The 21,396-nt window shown below is 33.5% G+C and carries 21 protein-coding genes and 1 riboswitch; of the genes, 15 read left to right on the top strand and 6 right to left on the bottom strand.

What is annotated here, in order from left to right; genetic code table 11:
- Positions 1-465 precede the first annotated feature (465 nt).
- From ACWG42_RS10745 to ACWG42_RS10780, 8 genes are all read left to right on the top strand, one after another.
- Positions 466-1,764, top strand: coding sequence for an AAA family ATPase (locus ACWG42_RS10745; RefSeq protein ID WP_455792243.1), 1,299 nt, complete (start codon positions 466-468; stop codon positions 1,762-1,764).
- The gene (locus ACWG42_RS10750; protein WP_455792244.1) at positions 1,761-2,471 is read left to right on the top strand and encodes a retron system putative HNH endonuclease; all 711 of its coding nucleotides are present in this window, start codon (positions 1,761-1,763) and stop codon (positions 2,469-2,471) included. The genes ACWG42_RS10745 and ACWG42_RS10750 overlap by 4 nt, the downstream gene beginning before the upstream one ends.
- Before the next feature lie 117 nt (positions 2,472-2,588).
- Positions 2,589-2,990 (top strand): hypothetical protein, encoded by a 402-nt coding sequence (locus ACWG42_RS10755; protein WP_455792245.1) that lies wholly within the window; start codon positions 2,589-2,591, stop codon positions 2,988-2,990.
- Positions 2,991-3,212: 222 nt separating this feature from the next.
- On the top strand, positions 3,213-3,788 hold the full coding sequence (locus ACWG42_RS10760; protein WP_455792247.1) for a helix-turn-helix domain-containing protein: 576 nt from the start codon (positions 3,213-3,215) through the stop codon (positions 3,786-3,788).
- Positions 3,785-4,699 carry a trans-4-hydroxy-L-proline dehydratase activase gene (locus ACWG42_RS10765; protein ID WP_455792249.1) on the top strand — a complete coding sequence of 305 codons (915 nt, stop codon included), beginning with the start codon at positions 3,785-3,787 and terminating at the stop codon, positions 4,697-4,699. The genes ACWG42_RS10760 and ACWG42_RS10765 overlap by 4 nt, the downstream gene beginning before the upstream one ends.
- A gap of 4 nt (positions 4,700-4,703) precedes the next feature.
- On the top strand, positions 4,704-7,085 hold the full coding sequence (hypD, locus tag ACWG42_RS10770; protein WP_455792251.1) for a trans-4-hydroxy-L-proline dehydratase: 2,382 nt from the start codon (positions 4,704-4,706) through the stop codon (positions 7,083-7,085).
- A 14-nt stretch (positions 7,086-7,099) separates the two neighbouring features.
- Positions 7,100-7,909, top strand: a complete 810-nt coding sequence (gene proC, locus ACWG42_RS10775) for a pyrroline-5-carboxylate reductase (RefSeq protein WP_455792253.1) — start codon at positions 7,100-7,102, stop codon at positions 7,907-7,909.
- 21 nt (positions 7,910-7,930) lie between these two features.
- Positions 7,931-8,845: a sulfite exporter TauE/SafE family protein gene (locus ACWG42_RS10780; protein WP_455792255.1), complete on the top strand. Its 915-nt coding sequence runs from the start codon at positions 7,931-7,933 to the stop codon at positions 8,843-8,845.
- A 132-nt stretch (positions 8,846-8,977) separates the two neighbouring features.
- Here the strand turns inward: ACWG42_RS10780 and ACWG42_RS10785 are convergent, their stop codons facing one another.
- Together ACWG42_RS10785 and ACWG42_RS10790 are read right to left on the bottom strand one after the other, a co-directional pair.
- Positions 8,978-9,403 carry a hypothetical protein gene (locus ACWG42_RS10785; RefSeq protein WP_455792257.1) on the bottom strand — a complete coding sequence of 142 codons (426 nt, stop codon included), beginning with the start codon at positions 9,401-9,403 and terminating at the stop codon, positions 8,978-8,980.
- A gap of 101 nt (positions 9,404-9,504) precedes the next feature.
- On the bottom strand, positions 9,505-10,062 hold the full coding sequence (locus tag ACWG42_RS10790; protein ID WP_455792259.1) for a folate family ECF transporter S component: 558 nt from the start codon (positions 10,060-10,062) through the stop codon (positions 9,505-9,507).
- Between the two features lie 57 nt (positions 10,063-10,119).
- A riboswitch (THF riboswitch) is annotated at positions 10,120-10,217 on the bottom strand.
- Between the two features lie 147 nt (positions 10,218-10,364).
- On the opposite strand from ACWG42_RS10790, the gene pta reads away from it, so the two are divergent.
- A complete protein-coding gene (gene pta / locus ACWG42_RS10795; RefSeq protein ID WP_455792260.1) occupies positions 10,365-11,339 on the top strand; it encodes a phosphate acetyltransferase in 975 nt (324 codons plus the stop codon).
- 103 nt (positions 11,340-11,442) lie between these two features.
- Here the strand turns inward: pta and rpoN are convergent, their stop codons facing one another.
- Positions 11,443-12,684 carry an RNA polymerase factor sigma-54 gene (gene rpoN / locus ACWG42_RS10800; RefSeq protein ID WP_455792262.1) on the bottom strand — a complete coding sequence of 414 codons (1,242 nt, stop codon included), beginning with the start codon at positions 12,682-12,684 and terminating at the stop codon, positions 11,443-11,445.
- Between the two features lie 20 nt (positions 12,685-12,704).
- Complete coding sequence (locus ACWG42_RS10805; RefSeq protein ID WP_455792263.1) at positions 12,705-13,643, bottom strand: hypothetical protein; 939 nt, start codon at positions 13,641-13,643, stop codon at positions 12,705-12,707.
- A 156-nt stretch (positions 13,644-13,799) separates the two neighbouring features.
- Here ACWG42_RS10805 and ACWG42_RS10810 point away from each other — a divergent pair, with 156 nt between their 5' ends.
- Genes ACWG42_RS10810 through ACWG42_RS10835 form a run of 6 tightly spaced genes read left to right on the top strand, consistent with a single transcriptional unit; the run spans position 13,800 to position 19,631 of the window.
- Complete coding sequence (locus ACWG42_RS10810) at positions 13,800-16,430, top strand: sigma 54-interacting transcriptional regulator (RefSeq protein ID WP_455792265.1); 2,631 nt, start codon at positions 13,800-13,802, stop codon at positions 16,428-16,430.
- A gap of 58 nt (positions 16,431-16,488) precedes the next feature.
- On the top strand, positions 16,489-16,899 hold the full coding sequence (locus tag ACWG42_RS10815) for a PTS sugar transporter subunit IIA (protein WP_455792267.1): 411 nt from the start codon (positions 16,489-16,491) through the stop codon (positions 16,897-16,899).
- A gap of 15 nt (positions 16,900-16,914) precedes the next feature.
- Positions 16,915-17,703 carry a PTS mannose/fructose/sorbose/N-acetylgalactosamine transporter subunit IIC gene (locus tag ACWG42_RS10820; protein WP_455792269.1) on the top strand — a complete coding sequence of 263 codons (789 nt, stop codon included), beginning with the start codon at positions 16,915-16,917 and terminating at the stop codon, positions 17,701-17,703.
- Positions 17,696-18,499, top strand: coding sequence for a PTS system mannose/fructose/sorbose family transporter subunit IID (locus tag ACWG42_RS10825; protein WP_455792271.1), 804 nt, complete (start codon positions 17,696-17,698; stop codon positions 18,497-18,499). The genes ACWG42_RS10820 and ACWG42_RS10825 overlap by 8 nt, the downstream gene beginning before the upstream one ends.
- 10 nt (positions 18,500-18,509) lie before the next feature.
- Positions 18,510-19,001, top strand: coding sequence for a PTS system mannose/fructose/N-acetylgalactosamine-transporter subunit IIB (locus ACWG42_RS10830; RefSeq protein WP_455792272.1), 492 nt, complete (start codon positions 18,510-18,512; stop codon positions 18,999-19,001).
- Positions 19,002-19,034: 33 nt separating this feature from the next.
- Positions 19,035-19,631 carry a YitT family protein gene (locus ACWG42_RS10835; protein WP_455792274.1) on the top strand — a complete coding sequence of 199 codons (597 nt, stop codon included), beginning with the start codon at positions 19,035-19,037 and terminating at the stop codon, positions 19,629-19,631.
- A gap of 287 nt (positions 19,632-19,918) precedes the next feature.
- Here ACWG42_RS10835 and ACWG42_RS10840 read toward each other — a convergent pair whose 3' ends face one another.
- The gene (locus ACWG42_RS10840; RefSeq protein ID WP_455792276.1) at positions 19,919-20,419 is read right to left on the bottom strand and encodes a hypothetical protein; all 501 of its coding nucleotides are present in this window, start codon (positions 20,417-20,419) and stop codon (positions 19,919-19,921) included.
- Between the two features lie 496 nt (positions 20,420-20,915).
- Positions 20,916-21,380 (bottom strand): hypothetical protein, encoded by a 465-nt coding sequence (locus ACWG42_RS10845; protein ID WP_455792277.1) that lies wholly within the window; start codon positions 21,378-21,380, stop codon positions 20,916-20,918.
- Between the last annotated feature and the right edge of the window lie 16 nt (positions 21,381-21,396).

Below are 21,396 nucleotides of genomic sequence, written 5' to 3' on the forward strand. Positions count from 1 at the left end.
TTCATTCTTAATTCAACCTTTCTCATAATGACCTCCCTTAAGGAGATATTATATACTTTTATTAAATTACATTGGGACATTTTCAATATTGATACATTGAGACATTATCATTTTCGAATGAGAGGAATTGTAAGATGTTGAATGATTGTGTTTGATTTGTCGTATATATTTGATATAATATATTTGTTGTTATAAACTGTTTGAATAGTCAATGAGGTACTTTTTTATAGACATAAGAAACAAAAAATTATGGATATTAGAAATTATAAATTTATAATGAAATTGAAGGGTTTATAGCGTTGACAAAACAGCTAATAAAGATACAGAAAAAGATACAGAGATTTACATGTATTAAGAAGAAAATTAACACTTAGGCAATTATTTGATAAGTATGATTTTTGTTAATGGTGCAAAGAATAATTATGAAGTATTCAGCGATGTGTTGATTAAATAATGGAGGATATTATGAAATTAAAAAAACTCGAGCTACATAATTTCAGATGTTTTGAAGATAGAATGATTGAATTTGACGATAATTTAAATGTCATCGTTGGTATGAATGGTGCAGGCAAAACATCGATTTTAGAAGCTGCAGTAGTTGCTATAGGTACGCTTCTTTATTCCATGGATAGTATTGCAAATCCTGGGATTAAGAAGACCGATGCACATAATAAATATTTTAATATGGGGAGTGGTATCGATGTACAACCACAATATCCAATTGATATAACTGCTAGTGGATCAATAAGTGACGATGTGGTTACATGGACTCGTTCACTCAATGGGGAAAATGGAAAAACAACAATAATCGATGCCAAAAATATGATTGTGATATCAAAACTATACCGAGAGAGAATCATGCGTGGTGATACATCTCTAGTTCTACCTGTTGTTGCTTATTATGGAACAGGACGTATGTGGGATTTTCATCGCAAAAAAAAGGTAGACACGTTTAAAAAAAACAATAGAGCTAATGGTTATATCGATTGTTTAGATGGAACTGCTAATATAAAACTAATGATGAATTGGTTTAAAAAAATGGCATGGAATGATGATTCAAAGAACGCACATAGCCCTGAGTTTGTTGCTGTGCGAGGGGCTATGGAGCAATGCTTTTCATCAATAACAGGATTTGATGATGTGTCTGTTGAATTTAATCCAGAAACAACGGAAATCGAGATATCTTATTGTGATCATGCGAATGAAGTCGTTAAGATTGCGATAAATCAATTAAGTGATGGATATAAAGGCACGATTAGTTTGATCGCAGATATTGCGTACAGAATGGCTGTTTTAAATCCATGGCTTTTAGAAGATGTGTTAAAAGAAACAGATGGTGTTGTTTTGATTGACGAAGTAGATCTTCACTTGCATCCTGCATGGCAACAGCGTATAATTACGGATTTAACAACAATTTTTCCAAAAGTTCAATTTATTCTTACTACGCATGCCCCTGCTGTTATAAACTCTATTAAAAGTGATAATTTAATCCTATTAAAAGATTTAGAAATAGCGTATCTTGATAATCAGGTGTATGGGAAAGATGTGAAATCTGTCTTGAATGAAATCATGGGAGTATCAGAACGTCCTTTAGAAGTGACAAAACTTTTCGAAGATTTTTATAAACAACTTTCAGAAAATGCCTTTGACGCCGCAGATGAAACACTTAATGAAATCTATAAGATAAGAGGTGGCCATGATCAGGAAGTAGCCGCTTGTAGAGTGAAGCTAAAACTAGAGCGCATTAGAGGCGGTCAAGTATGATTCCCATACAGAAAAATGCGGAACCTATAGCGTTAGCACAGTTGAGACAAAAATGCATAGATGAAAACTGTTCACCAGATGCCGCATATAAAAGGTTGCGAAATCCATTAAAAAAAGACGTACGCAGAAGTCTTATAGATGAGCAAGGAGGATTATGTGCTTATTGTATGTGTAAAATTCCACGTAATGATGTTGATCCTAATATTACACCTATTATTATTGAACACATTAATGCTCGTAACTTATCCAGTGGACTTGATATGGGACAAGGTTTAGATTATAACAATTTTGTGGCAACATGCCATGGAAATAGTGCACCACATGGAACTAGAAAGCTTATTAATTTAACTTGTGATGCACATAAAGAAAATAAAGAGTTTAAAAAGATAAATCCATGTAGATCAGAAACATTATCAACCATATTTTATGAAATGACTGGTGCGATAGATGCAACCGATCCAGATGTAAAATCCGATTTAATAGATACCTTAAACTTAAATTGCTCTACATCTCCACTGATTGCTGAGCGTAAGTCTGCTCTTGATAGCTTAATCGCAGATATTGGAACAGTAACAGATGATGACATATTGCCATATTGTGAGAGTATATTGAAAGCCTTCCGACAAGAAACAAATGATAAGACCCCTTATGTAGGGATTTTAATGTGGTACCTTCAGACGACGATAGAGAGAATCAGTAATAATTAATAAGACTGACGTTTTTTGAACAACATCTGCTCAATAAAGCACTTTGTTCAATATTACATTTGCTAATATGGAATTCATAAATGAATATTCCATAATGAAAGAGCTTTGGGTATATATGTGATAACGGAAAGTGATGTCATTCACTTAATCTATACGGTGGAAGATGCACATCAACAAGCAATTGCCTTACAACGCCCAATTATTATAACGGGTTCCTTTTCTGTATCAGTGATGTTCGAAAGCTATTTATTAAATGAGTATTTGTTGTATAAATGCAAATACACTTGTTTCGTTATTATAAAAGATGTGCGTATTTCAATTGTGCGTTTTGTACAAGATAGGAATATATGCACATTTTTTATGTTTAAATCAAAACAGAATTTTAGTAATTTTAAGAATATTTTAAATATTCTCTATTTTACAAAGTATGCTTGTGATAATTTGGATAAGTTTAACAATTGTGATTGCTTGAAAAAACATGATATATTAAGGCATTTTGCAATTTCCTTTGAAATATAGTGTGACAAATATTGCACCACTTGTGAAAGCGCTTTCCAATTTTACAGGATTTTACTATAAAAAGTCATGGTTTACTTAAAAATTTACTGCTCAATATCATATTTTAGTTAAAAAGTATACTAATATGCCCTATATTTAACTAAAAATTGTTAAAATTATAGTAAAAGTGCTAGACAGTTTCACTTGTGAAATATATAATTTACTTGAAAAAGGGGCGATAGAATGAATCAAAACGTAGGCGAATTAATTAAAGAAACACGTAGCAATAACAATATGACGTTAAAGGATGTCAGTCAAGAAACTGGATTATCCATCGGATATCTTTCTCAACTAGAAAGAGGTTTAACTTCTGTTGCACATGATACTTTAAAGAAGATTGCGAAAGCATTACACGTTGAGATGTCCATCTTCATGGAACAACCAAAGATAAAAAAGAAGGCAGTGCTTCGAAGCTATGAACGAGAAATTCTTCGAATCGAAGGAAGTTCTATCATTGAATATGCAATGACAAATATGGCTGATTGTGCTGAAATGCTTCCAAAGCTGGTTGAAATACTTCCTCAAAAAGAAATCGAAGAATCTTTAACCTATCCACATGAAGGTGAAGAGTTTGTATATGTGTTAGAAGGAATATTAACTCTACAAATCGAAGATGAAATTATAGATTTATATCCAGGTGACAGTGCGCATTACAAATCCACAAGAGCGCATAACTGGTGTAATCAAACGAACAAATTGGTGAAGTTTATTACCATTAATACACCGAACCTATTTGCGAAAACAGGAGAAAATGCATGAAAGAACCAATCATTATAAATATCCAGAAATTCTCTGTTCACGATGGTGATGGTATTCGTACAACCATATTTTTTAAGGGTTGTCATTTAAATTGTTGGTGGTGCCATAATCCAGAAAGTCAAAAATATATGCCAGAACTGATGTTCAATCGTGAAAAATGTACGGGATGTGGCTATTGTAGCAAGGCTTGTACCCATGATGCAATCAAAGTAGAAACAGATGGAACTGCACATACCGATGCTTCAAAATGCGTTTTATGTTCCGATTGTTTAGATTATTGTATGCATAACAATCGAGAAATCGTTGGTCGTACGTATAGCATCAAGGAACTTATAGATATTGTTAGAAGAGATGCTGCTTTTTATGAAGAAAGTGGTGGAGGTGTAACATTATCTGGTGGTGAGGTAATGTCACAAAACATTGAGTACCTTGAAGAGTTGTGTAAACAGTTAAAGGATAAAGGATTTAATGTAGCAGTGGATACATGTGGCTATGCACCAAAAGATAATTATGAAAGATTATTACCCTATGTGGATACATGGCTGTATGATGTTAAAACATTGGATGATGAAACACATAAAAAGTACATGGGTAAATCAAATGATGTAATATTAGAGAACCTAGAATTTTTAGCCAAGAACAAAGCTTGTATAAATATTAGAATTCCAGTTGTTGAACCAGTCAATAATGATGAAACAACAATGAAGGATATCATCCAATATTTAAAAGATAAAGTGGGAGCCGTAAAAGTGAATTTATTACCATACCATAATACGGGAAGTAGTAAATACGATAAGTTAGGACGTGTGTATCCAGCAAAAGATTTATGCGTACCAAGCAATGAGAATATGGAAAAATTAAAATCAATGTTTGAGGAACAAGGGTTTAAACAGGTAAAAATAGGAGGATAAACAAATGGAACTCAGAGGAATGAATGATCGTATCAAAAAGTTAAGAAAACAAAGTGAAGAAACAACACCACATGTATTTATGGAACGTGCACTGCTTATGACAGATGCCTATAAGAAATATGAAGGTGAAGTATCAATCCCAGAACTACGTGCATTAACAATGAAAGAAATCTTCTCTCGTAAAACAATTACGATAGAAGATGGAGAATTGATTGTTGGTGATAAAGGTGCTGGTCCCCAATCAACACCAACATTTCCAGAACTATGCTGTCATACATTAGAAGACATGAAAGTTATGGATAGTCGTGAATTGATTTGCTTTAAAGTAAGCGAACAGGACATGAAAGATCAAGAAGAGATTATCATCCCTTATTGGGAAAAGCGTTCTATTCGTAACAAAGTAATTAACGCCATGTCGCAAGAGTGGAAAGATTGTTATGAAGCAGGTATTTTTACAGAATTTATGGAACAACGTGGTCCTGGTCATACAGTAGGATCTGAAAAAATATATGCAAAAGGATTCTTGGATTATCAACATGATATCAAAGTAGCATTAGAAAAATTAGATTTCTTAAATGATCCACAAGCGATGGAAAAACGCGATGAATTAAATGGTATGAGTATTATGTGTGATGCTATCATGGTACTAGGTGAGCGTTATGCTGCATTAGCAAGAGAAATGGCAGAAAAAGAAAGTGATGCGACTCGTAAAGAAGAACTATTACAAATCGCTGCAAACTGTGATGTTGTTCCTGCACATAAACCAGAAACGTATTGGCAAGCAATTCAGATGTATTGGTTTGTACATTTGGGAGTTACAACGGAATTAAACCCTTGGGATGCATATACACCAGGACGTTTAGATCAACATTTAAATCCATTCTATTTACATGATATCGAAGAAGGTATCTTAGATAATACAAAGGCAAAAGAACTATTAGAATGTCTTTGGGTGAAATTTAATAATCAACCAGCTCCACCTAAAGTAGGAATTACTTTAAAAGAGTCTTCTACGTATACAGACTTTGCGAATATCAATACTGGTGGTATTACGGCAACTGGAGAAGATGGAGTAAATGATGTTTCCTATTTAATCTTAGATGTTATGGATGAAATGAAACTTTTACAACCATCTAGTAATGTTCAAATTTCAAAGAAAACACCAATGAAATTTTTGAAACGTGCTTGTGAAATCAGTCGTAAAGGTTGGGGACAACCTGCATTCTATAATACAGAAGCAATCATCCAAGAATTATTGAATGCTGGAAAAACAATTGAAGATGCACGTCGTGGAGGTACTTCTGGTTGTGTTGAAACTGGTGCATTTGGACGTGAAGCATATATTCTTCAAGGATATTTCAATCTTCCAAAAATTTTAGAAATCACATTACACAATGGGTTTGATCCTGTTGCGAACAAACAACTTGGATTAAAACTAGGAAATGCAGAAGACTTTAAGAGTTATGATGAATTATTTGATGCGTATAAGAAACAAATTACTCATTTTGCGGATATCAAAGTAACTGGTAGCAATATGATTACTCGCATTTATGCAAAATATATGCCAGCTCCATTCTTATCTATAATTACAGATGATTGTATCAGTGCTGGAAAAGACTACAATGCTGGTGGTGCACGTTATAATACTAACTATCTTCAAGGTGTAGGTATTGGTACAATTACAGATTCATTAGCAGCTATCAAATACAATGTGTTTGAACAAAAAACATTTACAATGAGTGATATGATGAAAGCAATCGAGCATGATTTTGAAGGTGAAGAGTATGCACGTATTTATAGTTTAGTTTCACGTAAAACTCCGAAATATGGAAATGATGATGACTATGCAGATGCAATTATGAATGATGTGTTTACGTACTATAAAGATAGCATTACAGGACGTCCAAACATGCGTGATGGGGAATGGAGAATCAATATGTTACCTACTACTTGCCATGTATATTTTGGAGAGGTTATGTTAGCTTCACCAAATGGACGTAAAGCTCATAAACCAGTTAGTGAAGGGATTTCTCCTGAAAAAGCAGCAGACACACATGGACCAACTTCTGTAATTCGCTCTGCAAGTAAAATGGATCATTTATCAACTGGTGGAACGCTATTAAATCAAAAATTTACACCTGCTGTTGTTGCTGGTGAAGATGGTTTAACAAATATGGCAAATCTCGTACGTTCATACTTCAACTTGGATGGACACCATATTCAATTCAATGTCATTGATCGTGATACATTGATCAAAGCGCAACAAAATCCAGCGGAATATCGTGATTTAATTGTACGTGTTGCAGGATATTCTGATCATTTCCGTAACCTAAGCAAAGAATTACAAGATGAAATTATCAACCGTACAGAACAAAGCTTTAATTAGTTAGAAAGGAACTTATGATGAATAAGAAAATTGGATTTATTGGTAGTGGGAATATGGGAGGAGCAATGATTGGCGGTATTATCAAGGCAGACATTGTTTCTAAAAATAATATTTATGTATCAGATATCAATGAACAAAGTTTAGAGAGTATGAAGGCATCCTATGGTGTCAATGTAACGACAGACAATGTGGAGTTAGCAAAAGAATGTGATATCATCGTTCTTTCTGTTAAACCATTCTTGTATCCAATCGTTATCAATGAGATTAAAAACGTAGTAAAAGAAAATGTAATCATTGTTGTGATTGCGGCTGGACAATCAAGTGCTACAGTTCAAAAATTATTTGATAGAGATGTAAAAATCGTGAAAACAATGCCAAACACTCCTGCATTAGTAGGAGAGGGAATGGCTGCAATTTCACCATCAAGCAATGTTACAAAAGAAGAAACTGCAGAAATCGTTGCCATCTTTAATAGTTTTGGTAAAAGTGAAATTGTACCTGAAAAATTAATGGATGCCGTGACAGCGGTAAGTGGATCATCACCTGCATATATTTACATGCTAATTGAAGCTATGGCAGATGCTGCTGTTGTGGAAGGAATGCCTAGACCACAAGCATATGCTTTCGCTGCACAAGCAGTGTATGGCTCTGCAAAAATGGTAATGGAAACAGGAAAACACCCTGGAGAACTAAAAGATATGGTTTGTTCACCAGGAGGAACAACAATAGCGGCAGTTGCTAAGCTAGAGGAGACTGGGTTTCGTTCTTCTATCATGCAAGCAATGAAAGCATGCGCTGACAAATCAAAAATGATGTCAGAATAAGAATAGGGAGAAATAATTAAAATGGATGCGACTACAATCATACTTACCGTATTATGGGTTTTGTTAATTAGTTACACAATTTACTTTGCAATCGATATTTACAAACATAAACACGAGTTTGAAAAAGACACTTCTTGGGTTAAGACGGGTGCCATTGGAGCATTGGTAAACTTCTTTGATCCACTAGGTATCGGTGCTTTTGCCCCTCAAACTGCATTATTAAAATTTACAAAGCAAACAAGAGATAAACTTATTCCAGGAACGATGAATGTTGCAAACTGTATTCCTGTATTATTACAAGCAATTATCTTTACAACTGTTGTTAAGGTAGAAGCTATTACCTTAGTTGCTATGCTTATATCCGCAATGGCGGGTGCCGTACTTGGTGCGGGCATCGTTTCTAGAATGTCAGAAAAAAGAATTCGTTTAGTTATGGGATTTGCACTTGCTTGTACTGCATTTATCATGTTCTCATCTTTGATGGGATGGTTCCCAGTAGGTGGAAATTCCATTGGTTTATCTGGTGTTAAATTAGTTATTGCTGTTTCTGTAAACTTTATATTAGGAGCATTGATGACAGCTGGTGTTGGATTATATAACCCTTGTATGGTATTAATCTTCTTATTAGGAATGTCTCCAGATGTAGCATTTCCAATCATGATGGGTTCTTGTGCATTTTTAATGCCACCTGCATCCGTTAAATTTATTAAGGAAAATGCATACAATCGTAAATCTGCTTTATCCATGTGTATCTTTGGTTCTATTGCTACATTAATAGCATCCTTGGTTATCAAATCAATGCCTCTTGATGTATTGAAATGGATTGTAGTTGCAGTTACTGTATATACATCAACAGTTATGTTACGTGCTGGATTAAGTAAAATGCAAACGAAAGAAGAAAGAGTTGAAACTGCAAAAACAGTAGAAGCAAAATAAAATAGTATTAAGTAGTGATACGTATTGGCCCTTTAAGGGCCTTTTTGTTGTCTTAATGCACCAATACACATCGGTTTACTTACTTGCTTCTATAAAAGACTTAATATCTTGATTCGTACATAGTCTCCATAATTATATACCACAAATAATAAGATATGCAGGATAAACAGTGCCTATTGTAATCTGTAATAGATTGATATAGCATTGTTGGGATGTGAGTGGATAAAACATCCATTCACAACCTTTGAACGTAAAATAGATATATAGGTAAGAATATAGATAGGATACTATACGAAGCAACAAAGATGTTTTAAAAGCTTTATTGGACAACTTGTACGCAATTGCTACAGGAACGAAACCAAGAATATATGGGAATAGGCTACTGATAGCTTCTTCAAAATCAAAGAATGAGATACCACCTAAATTAGAAAGACAATACATTAACAAAACTTTAAAGATAAAGATCATTGCGATACAGCTTAATAATAAATATAAATGACACTTCTTATAGAGCACTTTTCCTCTTTCAATATTTAGATCGGTTAAAGATTCTCTCATTTCTATGTCCTCTTTTCTTTTATAGCCTTACTTTACTACAAAGGAGTAAGTAAGATATGAAGAAAGAGTTGCGAATACAACCAAAAAAAACGTTATAATTTCTAACGTTTTTTGGGTTGTATTCGTTTGGCTGTCTTTAACACAATGTATAAGAGCCATGCATCTAGAGGAAACATCACAATATTTTTGATGATTCTAGGTACTGCAAATAATAAAGTACCATACATCATATTCAACCATAATGGAGTTAGGATAAGGTTGATAACGATGGTGATGCTTAGTCGTGCTAAGATGACACGTTTCCATGAAATCTCTTCTTGTTTATAGAAAAAACATCCATAAATAAGTCCTGTAATAAATGCACTTATTGCGAAACCTGGAAAGTATGGTCCATTAGGATGTATAAGATATCCTAAAGTATCCGCAATGACTCCGGCTAAACCTGTTAAAATAGGTCCATAATATAATGCGGACACCGCCACTGCTAAACTTGAAAAACCAATACTTAAAAATGCACTAAAATCAATACGTACTGCTTTTAGAATAATGTCGATGGCGGTGAACATCGCACACCCACAAATGGATGAAACCTTTTTGATTTCTTTCGCACTATCCTTCATGTCTTGTGAAGCCTTTGAAACTAAACTCGCAAAGTTCATAAAAAAATACCTCCTTTTCCATATTGCATATAGAAAAAGAGATTGCTCTTTATATGCAACAGCGGGATGCGAACCAGAAATCGCAAGATAAACTTTTCGCCCGCCTGACAACTCCCCGTTCAGGTGGTACTTAACGCCTCTGGTCCTACTCTGCTTATGAGAGAATTATAGAGGGTATTGTATAAAAATACAAGTTTTTTATACATTTTATCTTGTGAAATTTTTCATTTGTGAAAAAAGCCTTTTTATATGCAAATGGTCGGTGTATAATAAATAATGGTAAGGAAAGTGAGGATTTATCAATGATTAATACATTAATCGAAAAAATTAAGGGAAAAGGTACAAGAATCGTATTTACAGAAGGTTCTGACCCACGTATCCTGGAAGCTGCAATTCGTCTACATAAAGAAAATATTCTAGTTCCAGTACTACTAGGAAATAGAGCAGAAATTCAGGGAGCTGCATCTGCAAATGGTTGGGATATTGAAGGTCTTGAGACATTGGATCCAATCGAATACAAAAATATGCAAATGATGATTACAAAAGTAGTCGAACTTCGTAAAGGTAAATTAGACGAAGAAGCTGCTAGAGAAGCATGTCTACACAGAAACTTCTTTGGTACAATGTATGTAAAACTTGGTTGTGCAGATGGATTATTAGGTGGAGCAACATACTCTACTGCTGATACTATTCGTCCTGCGTTACAGTTGGTAAAAACAAAACCTGGAAATTCTATCGTTTCTAGTTGCTTCATTCTTATGAAAGAGGGAGCAGAACAATTAGTTATGGGAGACTGTTCTATCAATATTGACCCTACGGTTGATGACTTAGTAGAAATCACACTACAAACAGCACACACTATCCGTCAGTTTGGTATCGAACCTAAAGTAGGCTTATTATCTTACTCAACTCTTGGTTCAGCAAAAGGGGAAAGTGTTTCTAAAGTAAAAGAAGCTGCAACTCGTTTGAAACGTATGCCTTTAGATTTTGAAGTTGAAGGTGAAATTCAGTTTGACTGCTGTGTATCACCAGAAGTTGCGAAATTGAAAGCACCAGATTCAAAATGCGCTGGTAAGATCAATACCTTTATCTTCCCTAATATCGATTCAGGAAACATCGGTTATAAAATCGCATCTCGTTTAGGTGATTATGAAGCAATTGGACCAATCCTACAAGGGTTGAACTCTCCAATCAATGACTTGTCACGTGGATGTAATGCAGAAGAAGTTTACAAAATGGCAATCGTAACTGCAGCACAGAAATACATGGATATCTAATATATTATGCCTGTCTATCATGACGGGCTTTTTTTAATGCTATATAGGACTATCCTAAAGAATTTCCATGAGGTAAATAAAAAGCGCCATGTAAAAAGCGCCTTTATATTTGTTTTCTAAGTTTCGATGTAGGTATTTTCAATATTTCACGGTATTTTGTAATTGCTCTTCTCGAGGACTTTATACCTTCTTGTTGGAGGAGTTCTGTAAGTTTTTGATCACTATAAGGATTGCAGGGAGACTCCTGTTTTATAAGTTCTGCTATACGTGAAATAATGGATGTGTTACTTTGACCATTTTCCAATTTAGCTGGGAAAAATTGCTTCAATGAAATATATCGATTTTGGAATTCAATTGACTTATTTGAAATTGCACGTGATATTGTGGATTCATGAACATTTAATTCTTTTGCGATATCCTTTAGGTTACATGGTTTCATCAAAGCATCTTTGAGAAAATAGTCATTTTGAAAGGAGCAAATACATGAAATAACAGAATGTAATGTAGATGTACGCTTTTCAATAGAAGAAATCAAAAGATTGGCAGATTTATAATAATCTTTGAAATAGGGTGCTTCTTCATAGGATTTTGACAGACTCGTTATACGAGGGGAGAAATTATTCTCTAAAAAGGTAACTTTTATTGTATTGTGTTCAATAGAAATCTTTGCCTCTGGTGTAAGATATTCTGTATTATTGAAGTAGGATGCAGTAGGTTTTGGATTTAGGTTGCGAATCAAGGAAACAGCATCTTGTAGTACGTCTTTTTGCAGAGAAAGATGTTCACAGATAGAATTCCATTTTCCTTTTGCTAGATCATCTAGGTGTTGATTTACAATCTCTATAGCTACTTTAGGAAGTGGATTTTGCATGCTAAGTTGAATAAGTAAACACTCTTGAAGATTTCTAGAGAAGACTCCATATGGTTCAAATGTTTGCATACGTTCAATCACATCTTCTAAAATATCTTCAGTTATAGAAAACAAAGTGAAAACTTCTTCATTGTCGATATGCAAGTATCCGTTACAATCCAAGGAATCAATTAGATAAAGACCTAGTTTGTATGGTATCTCATCCTCATAATAACGCAATTGTTCTTCCAACAAATCAAATAAACTTTTTTCTTGGTAACATATAGCACAAGCTTTTTCATAAATATCTTCACTAGAAGATGAACAATAACTATCCTCTTCAATTTCAAGGAGAGGATTTTCTTCTATCGCTTTCCTTATTTCACTTTGCAGTTGTTGGTTATTCATAGAAAGGATATGAAGTGCGTATTGTTGTTTTTGAGTAAATGTTTGCGTTTGTTTATAAGTTAAATTTGTTCGAGTTTCTAGCTTCATGAGTTCACCTACTTCTTTTTTTATTCTTTTATGTAAATGGGATTAGACCATGCGCTGTTTCCATCCTCATCTATACATTTGACGCGTATCCATTGTTCTTGTCCACGTAATGTATACGTTCCTTCTGTTAGGAGGTTATTTCTACTTTGTATGCTATAACCTCTTCTTGGCCAAGCTTTGAATATAATTTCTTTTACTTCACTACATGTTACATGTACTTGTTGATCGCGTATTTCAAATTGATAAATTTCAGGTCCAGTGGAAGCATAATACGTTCCACTTTGTAATGCTTCACTGATAGAGTCTCTTGTTAGTGCACTTGCTTGAATCATTGTAAAACCACCAAAGCTATCCCACATATGGATTCCTTCCTCGTAGCGATGAGAGTTATGGTTATCATCACACGCTAGTGCACCAATAGGTTTATATCTTAATAGTTCATCATAGAATATTTCATTATTTCCTAGATCTGTTTCAACATGGCAATTATGATTATAAAGTTCTAAGAAATCATAGTTTTCTAATGCTAATAGATGTTCACACGTATTAAAGGACCAATATGGATGATTGATCATTACGAAGTTTCCATGATCTTTCAATTCATCGATCATTTGTTGTACATCTTGCAACGAATGAAATTTAGGAATTGGAATGTGTTCTAAATGATGGTATCGATCAGTTTGTACCAAGGAGTTCGCAATTCCTTGTATATGAAATGTTTCATAATTTGGCAATTGAATGCTTCTTTCAATGCCGGGATATAAAAGAAAATCATCTGTGTCAAATTCTTTTGTATCTTGATATAGCTCGTGCTCTGATAGCATTAATAAAGAATATCCTTCTTTTTTGTATAACTCTACCAATTGCGCAGGGGTCAATAATCCATCGGATTGTGTAGAGTGTGAATGAAAGTTTGCTTTAAACCATTTTTTGTTTTTATCGAATTGTTGATGTTGCATATTTATCACCTCATCCTTAATGTAGCAAAAAATGTGCCAAACAGTGTCAAATTTTTATGGCATGGAAATTGCTATATAAATAGTGTATATTTAATTTAAGTAACAACATCATGATGGAAAGAGAAAGAAAATGATACAAATCATTGAGGTGAAGAAATGAAAGTAAAAGAAATGATTTATCAGAAACTGATGCAGTCATGTGGGGAAAGAGGGGAAGGAATCACTGCACTAGAATTAGCAGAAATTTTAGGAATGAAGAGAAATCTTGTTTCTCAATATTTAAATGAATTGGTAAGAGAAAACAGAGTTGTTAAAGGAATTACACGTCCCGTTCTTTTCAGTGTGCTTAAGGAACAAGAAATAGTCACTTCTGTAAAAATTAAGAAGGATATATTTCAAAGCTTTGTAGGTGCCTATGGTAGCTTGAAACATGAAATTGATCAATGTCGTTCTGCTGTCCAATATCCAGATAAAGGACTACCTATTTTATTAAATGGATCAAGTGGTGTTGGAAAAAGCTATTTAGCAGAATTGATTTATCGATATGCACTTGAGTGCGATGTAATCAAGAAGAATGCCCCTTTTGTTACATTAAACTGTGCCGATTATGCAAATAATCCTGAGCTTTTATCTGCTATTTTATTCGGGTATGCAAAAGGATCTTTCACAGGTGCTGACCAAGATAAAGAAGGACTTATCAAACAAGCAGATCATGGATACTTATTTTTAGATGAAGTGCATCGTTTGAATAGTGAAAGCCAAGAAAAGCTATTTCAATTAATGGATAAAGATGAATATCGTCGCATTGGAGAAACAGACATCATTCGTAAAGCACATGTACGTTTAATTTTTGCGACTACAGAAAATCCAGAAGAGGTATTGATTCATACACTGCGTAGAAGAATTCCTATGTGGATTCATATTCCACCACTCCAAGAAAGACCCGTAAAAGAAAAGATGGAATTGATACAACGATTCTTTTATCAAGAGAGTAGGGTATTCCAAAAACCTTTAGAAATAAGTTCATCTGCGCTAAATTTACTATTATCGCTAAAAGCAGAAGGGAATGTAGGCTCCTTACAAAATATGATCAAATATAGTTGTGCATCAGCGTATCATAAGAATCACAATGACCATAAAATTTTTGTAGATTTATCATCCCTACCTACCGATAGCAAACTTCATAAAGTAGAAATGAAAGAATACGTAAAAGAGGATTTGTGGATTGATGAAAATATAACATTAGAAAACGATGTATTATGTAGTGATACAAACGCTATACGTAATCTTTTGGATGAGTTTGAAAGAAATTATCAAACAGATAAAAAAGAATTTGAAAACATAGGCGCGATACAAAAAGAACTTTATCATATTGTAGAGCATCATCATATTCAAGAGGCCAATGTTAATCGACAATTGATTACTTATGCTATAGAGAGTTTTGAAAAGGATAATGGTATTCATTTGGCAATGAATACGAATCAGATTTTTACATATGTGATTGAGATTTATCAAAATCAAAGTCAACCTATAGAAGACTCAGCGTTTATCAAAGTACTCTCTATTCTTGAAGATTATAATTTTAAAATGTACTCCCTAGCGGAACGCATGATTTATCAACTTGAATCTATATTAAGTATTGAGCTTGCCTTACATGTAAGATTTTATATCATTCTCTATTTTATTATCACAATGCGAAACAGCAAAGCTATTAAATGCAATGCGCTCATTATGGCACATGGGAATGCGACCGCTTCCTCAATTGCCTCCGCAGCAAATGAACTACTTGAAGAATTTATCTTCGAAGCTTTTGATATGCCATTGTATACTTCTACTGAATTGTTTTCAACGCTGATAAAAAAATATTTAGATCGAATCAATAAAAACTATCCCACTTTAATTCTAGTGGATATGGGCTCTTTACTAGAAGTAGATAAATATATGAACTTAGATGATAGTCAAGAAATCGGCATTCTGGATCAAGTAAGTACTTCCTTGGCATTGGAAGTAGGAAACCAGTTGCGTCAAGGTGTGCATATCAGTGATATGCTTCCGCGATTATGCGAGAATATAAAAATGAAATATCGCTATATACCACCAAGAAAAAGAAAGAAAGCAGTCGTTTGTGTTTGTATTTCAGGAATGGGCACAGCAGAAAAGATTAAAGCAATTATGCAAGATTTTATCCAAGATAACGTAGAGCTACTAACGTATGATTATATGCGTATCTTAAAAGAAGGAAATGCATGTTCTGTATTCAAAGAATATGATGTACAGTGTCTTGTAGGTACTTCAGATATTAAGATTGCAGGTGTGGATAGTATCAATATCAACCATTTAATGGACAATGAAAAAGAAGATGATATTGATTGTTTTATGCGTAAAGTAATTGGAAATCAAGGTGGTGGAGATATTTACCATATTCAACAAAAAATAATCAAAGCCTTCTCTTTAGAAAACTTAATCAATCGACTCGTATTTTTGAATCCAACAATTTTAATCGATGATGTAGAAAAAATGATATTTGACACTGAGTTTGCACTAAAGAAAAAATTTGACACTGATACAAGAATGATGTTGTTTTTACATGTTGCTGTTTTAATTGAACGCGCATTATTAAAAAATTGTGATGAAGAAATTTATCAAAGTGACGAATGGTTAGCGGAACACAATCATGAAATAAGCTTAATATCATCAACTTTTAAGGATATAGAATCAAAATTTAATATCGTAATTCCAAAAGCAGAAATTGTAACGATTTTATATATGGTCTTAATGAAAGAATGATTTGACACTGTATTGGCACAAGAATTGCTCCTATAGTTGTGGAAGGTGGTGAGCAGATATGTACAAAATTTTACTTGTATCACATGGAACGATCGCAAAAGGGTTTTATGATTCAATGCCTATGATCTTAGGAACTCAAGAAGATGTATCCTATATATGTCTAAATGAAAATTCTTCTGTAGAGTATTTGCAGGAGCAGGTAGAGAATCAAATCCTAAATGTATGGAAAGACCACGAAGTGCTTGTGTTAGCAGATATGATGAATGGGACGCCATCCAGAATAGCAGCACAGGTTTTATCACAGCATGCGTGTGATGGGGAAGTTATTTGTGGAATGAATTTACATTTGCTATTGGAAGCATACATAAGAAGAACACAATCCATAAAAGAAGTAGCAGAAAGTATATTGGATGCAGGAAGACCATCTTTTATCAAAATGAATATTTCATTGGATGAAGACAATGAATAAAGAGGAGGAAATAAAGTGGATATACAGTTATGGCAAGTACTATTATTATCACTATTAGGCTTTTTTGGAATCTATGATGATAATAATACGAAAATTGGGATTTTTGAACCAGTAGTTGCTGGTTTCATTGCTGGGATTATCATGGGGGATGCAAAAATAGGTTTAGCTGTTGGTGGAACTTTACAATTAATGATTTTAGGAGTAGGTACATATGGAGGAGCAAGTATTCCAGATTATATGACGGCTGCTATCATCTCTACAGCGTTTGCTATAGCAGGAGGAAAAGGAACAGAATTTGCACTAGCTCTTGCTGTACCTATTGGATTACTATTAATGCAATTGGATATCGTAGCTCGTTTTGCAAATTCATTCTTTGAACATCGTGCTGAACATTATTGTGAAAAAAGACAATATAAAGGTGTAGAACTATGTAATCTTGCTGGGATGTTTTCTTGGGGATTATCTCGTTTTATTCCAATCTTCATTGCCTTGTACTTTGGTTCAGATTTAGTACAGAATTTAATTAACATCGCACCACAATGGTTAATGGATGGATTAGGAGTTGCTGGTGGAGTACTTCCTGCATTAGGTATTGCAGTGTTGTTACGCTATCTACCTATTTCAAACTTCTATGGTTATATCATCATAGGATTTGTACTAGCAAGTTATTTACAGATACCAATGTTAGGTGTTGCACTGATTGGTCTTGCTCTTGCATTAATTCGTTATAAACAATTAGGAAATTCTACGAATACAACAATGCAGGCTCAAACAACAGCAGGAGGTTTTGACGAAGATGAATAATGTACAAGTGATTACGAAGAAGGATATTAATAAAAGCTTTGTTCGTTGGTGGATGCATGGACAAGATGCATGGAACTATGAAAAAATGCAAGGATTAGGATATGCATATTCTATGATTCCTGCATTGAAAAAAATCTATAAAGATGATGAAGACGGTTTACAAAAAGCAGTAAAAAACCATATGCAATTCTTTAACTGTGGATTTTATACAGCTACTCTTATTATGGGAGCTACCATAGGAATTGAAGAAGAAAAGAAGCAAGATGGAGAAGAAGTTGTAACAGCGATTAAAACTGGTTTAATGGGTCCTCTTGCTGGTGTAAGTGATACCCTCTTCCAAGCTATTATCAAAACTATTTTTGGCGCTATTGCAGCATATATGGCTATGGAAGGAAGCTCTGTAGGTATTTGGTTATGGATCATTGCCAATATTGTGAAGATAGTAATCTCCTTCCAATTTATGCATGTTGGATATAAACAAGGGGTAAAACTAGTTACAACCATGGGTTCACAACTTAAAAAGATTACAGAATGTGCAAACATTTTAGGATTAACAGTAATTGGTGCGTTAATTCCAAGTGTTATCAAAGCCAACGTTCCTTATGTATTTAAAAGTGGTAGCGTTAGTTTAGAAATACAAAGTATTTTAGATAAAGTAATGCCATCCTTATTACCAGTATTGATTGTGTGTGTGATTTACTGGATTTTAGGTAAGAAGAGTATGAATACAACAAAGGCAGTACTTATTTTAATTGCGATTGCGATTGGATGTAGTTTCCTAGGAATTCTAGGATAAGGAGGATAAAATGGAAGGTATTATACATGTGCGTATTGATGCACGTATGATTCATGGACAAGTCGCGGCATTTTGGAGTAATGCATTACGTGTAAATCGTATTATGGTCGCAAATGATGCAGTAGCAGAAGATGAAATTACAAAGAGCGCTCTTCGTATGGTAGCTCCTTCTGGTATGCGTACTTCTTTGATATCATTAGAAACAGCAGCAAATAATATTAAAGCTAATAAATATGCAGGACAAAGAGTTCTTCTAATCATCACATCTCCTTTGGATGCGATTAAGATGATGGATTTAGGTCTTGATATTACTTCTATCAATGTAGGGAATATGTCAAAAAGAGAAAATACAACACAAATAAAACGTTCTGTAAGTGTCACAAAAGAAGAAGCAGAAGCATTCCATACATTAATAGAACGTGGTGTTGAAGTTACATCTGTTATGGTACCAGATGAACCAAAATCCTATATTATAGATTACTTAGAAAAGAGCGGACTTTAATTGGTAAACAAAAGTTCCTGCAAAGAAATACTAATGATTATTGCAGGAAATCTATTGATTACAACTGCTTATGCTTTTATTACTGTACCACATGAAATTATCAATGGAGGAATTACAAGTTTCTCCATGGTTCTTCAAAATCTAACTTCATGGGATGTTACTATTTTTACAAATGGTATCACGATCATTCTTTTAATAGCATGTTACTTGTGGTTAGGAAAAGAATATTTCTATAAATCAATTTTAAGTAGTGCTTGTTATATGTTATTCTTCAATATTTTCCACGCTATGAATTTTGTTATACAACTACCACAAGCAATGTGTGTGATAATAGCAGCTATCATGGTTGGAAGTGGGTATATGCTATGTATTAAAGCCAAATCTACAACAGTAGGGTTTGATGTTCTAGCGATTATTTTTCATCATCGAGATGAAACAATATCAATTGCAAAAATGATGAGGGCAATCAATATTGTTGTAATCTTGTTAGGACTTCTCTCATATGGCTGGTTAGCAATTATAACAGGTATCCTATTTACAATATTACAAACGAAGACATTAGACGTTTTATTAAATGTGACTATAAACCCTAAGAAATTGAAACACGTATTTATTGCGAATATAAAGTAGTAAAGATAGAAAAGTAAAAAAAACACCGAGGGAGATCGGTGTTTTTCTACTACATTATATTTATAATTGAAAGGGAGAAAAGTATGATTTATTTGGGGGATTATCATACCAAGCAAGTTTTATTATCACTTGCTTGTCTAAATTATACCCAAAAGCTATGGTTTTATAACGTTAAAAATGTGGAAAATTATGTTTTTTTCCAATACAGTGATGGATTCTATTTCATTGTTGGATGTTCCACTTATGAAATCGAGGTATTCAACTCTAATGTTTGCGTCTGATTTATTTTAGTATTTGTTCTTTACATAATTTTTCAATGGAAAAGGTGAATCTAATCTTCGATATTCAATATCATTTTCCCTGAGGAACTCTTCAAGTTTATTTTTGTCTTGGATATCGATAACAGCAACTTTGACTTTACCACTACATTTGAAGAATATATAATTTTTTGAAATTATAAGATTATCAAATGTACAAAAATCATTTTTATTTATTGATACTTTAGCATCTTTGAATTGAAGTGAATTTATCCTTTTAAGTATACTTACACATTTGGCAAAGAATAAAATGTTTAATGCAAAAAATACTACTGTAAACATATGCCTAATCATAAGATTACGATCAGAAAAATTATTTGTAAGGCTATCATATATGATAGGTGAATAAAGATATAGGACTGCGATGATAGATAATATAGGAATAGGCACTAACCTTAAATAGTTTTTATAAAAAAATAATATATTTTTTCTTTGATAAATGCATTTGATTTCAATGAAATTTTCATCCATAATTGTTCTCCATTTTTTCTAAATAATATACTATTTATATTATTTAGTCTAGTGTTTATGAAAAACTACACTATAACGAAAACGGAATTTGATGATGTACGAGAATGTTGGATTTATTTCAGTTATTTAAATTTTCAGTTAGAGTTCATATTTTCACTACTTTGTAATTGCTCTTCTTGTGCAAAGATTTCTATTAGTTTTTACTCGCTATCATGCAAATAAATACACTGGATGTCCAATGAAACTTGAAGATAAACTATTTGTAATAGATAACAAAAAAATGCACCGAGGGAGATCAGTGCATTTTTTAACTACATTATATTTTTATAATTGAAAGGGAGAAAAGTATGATTTATTTGGGGGATTATCATACCAAGCAAGTCTTATTATCACTTGCTTGTCTAAATTATACCCGAAAGCTGTGGTTTTATAATGTCTAAACTGTGGAAAATTATGTGTTTTTCATTATTTTATCACAATATTTCAATTTTATTGTTTATGGTTTGCCAAGAAACGTCCATTCCCACCATATATAATGATATTCACGTGGAGCTACCTGGTACATAGAACCACAAGCTTTACAATGAATATCATAGGAATCTACACACGAGCTATCGCCAATATAGTAAGTGTCATCAAGAGCGAAATAACCATCCTCTATCAACTGTAAAGGATTAGAATCTTCCGATAAAAGACAACAAGGACACCCATTATCTCCCATATGAAAATATATGATTTCAATTGCCTTCTTCAAAAATCGTGAATTAGGTGCTAACGCACCTCCCAAATTCAATCCTCTTGAAGAACTTATAATTTGCTCATAATAAGGAATGAGTTGGATTATTTTATTATGGTTTTGACTCCATGAACAAATCTCGCAACTTGCTCCCCAAACCCTTGTAGTATCACGAGATACGATATCCTTGATAATTTCCTCTGTTGAACGCGTGCTTTCTTTCATAGATCGAGATCTCCTT

The organism is Amedibacillus sp. YH-ame10, from assembly GCF_053848885.1.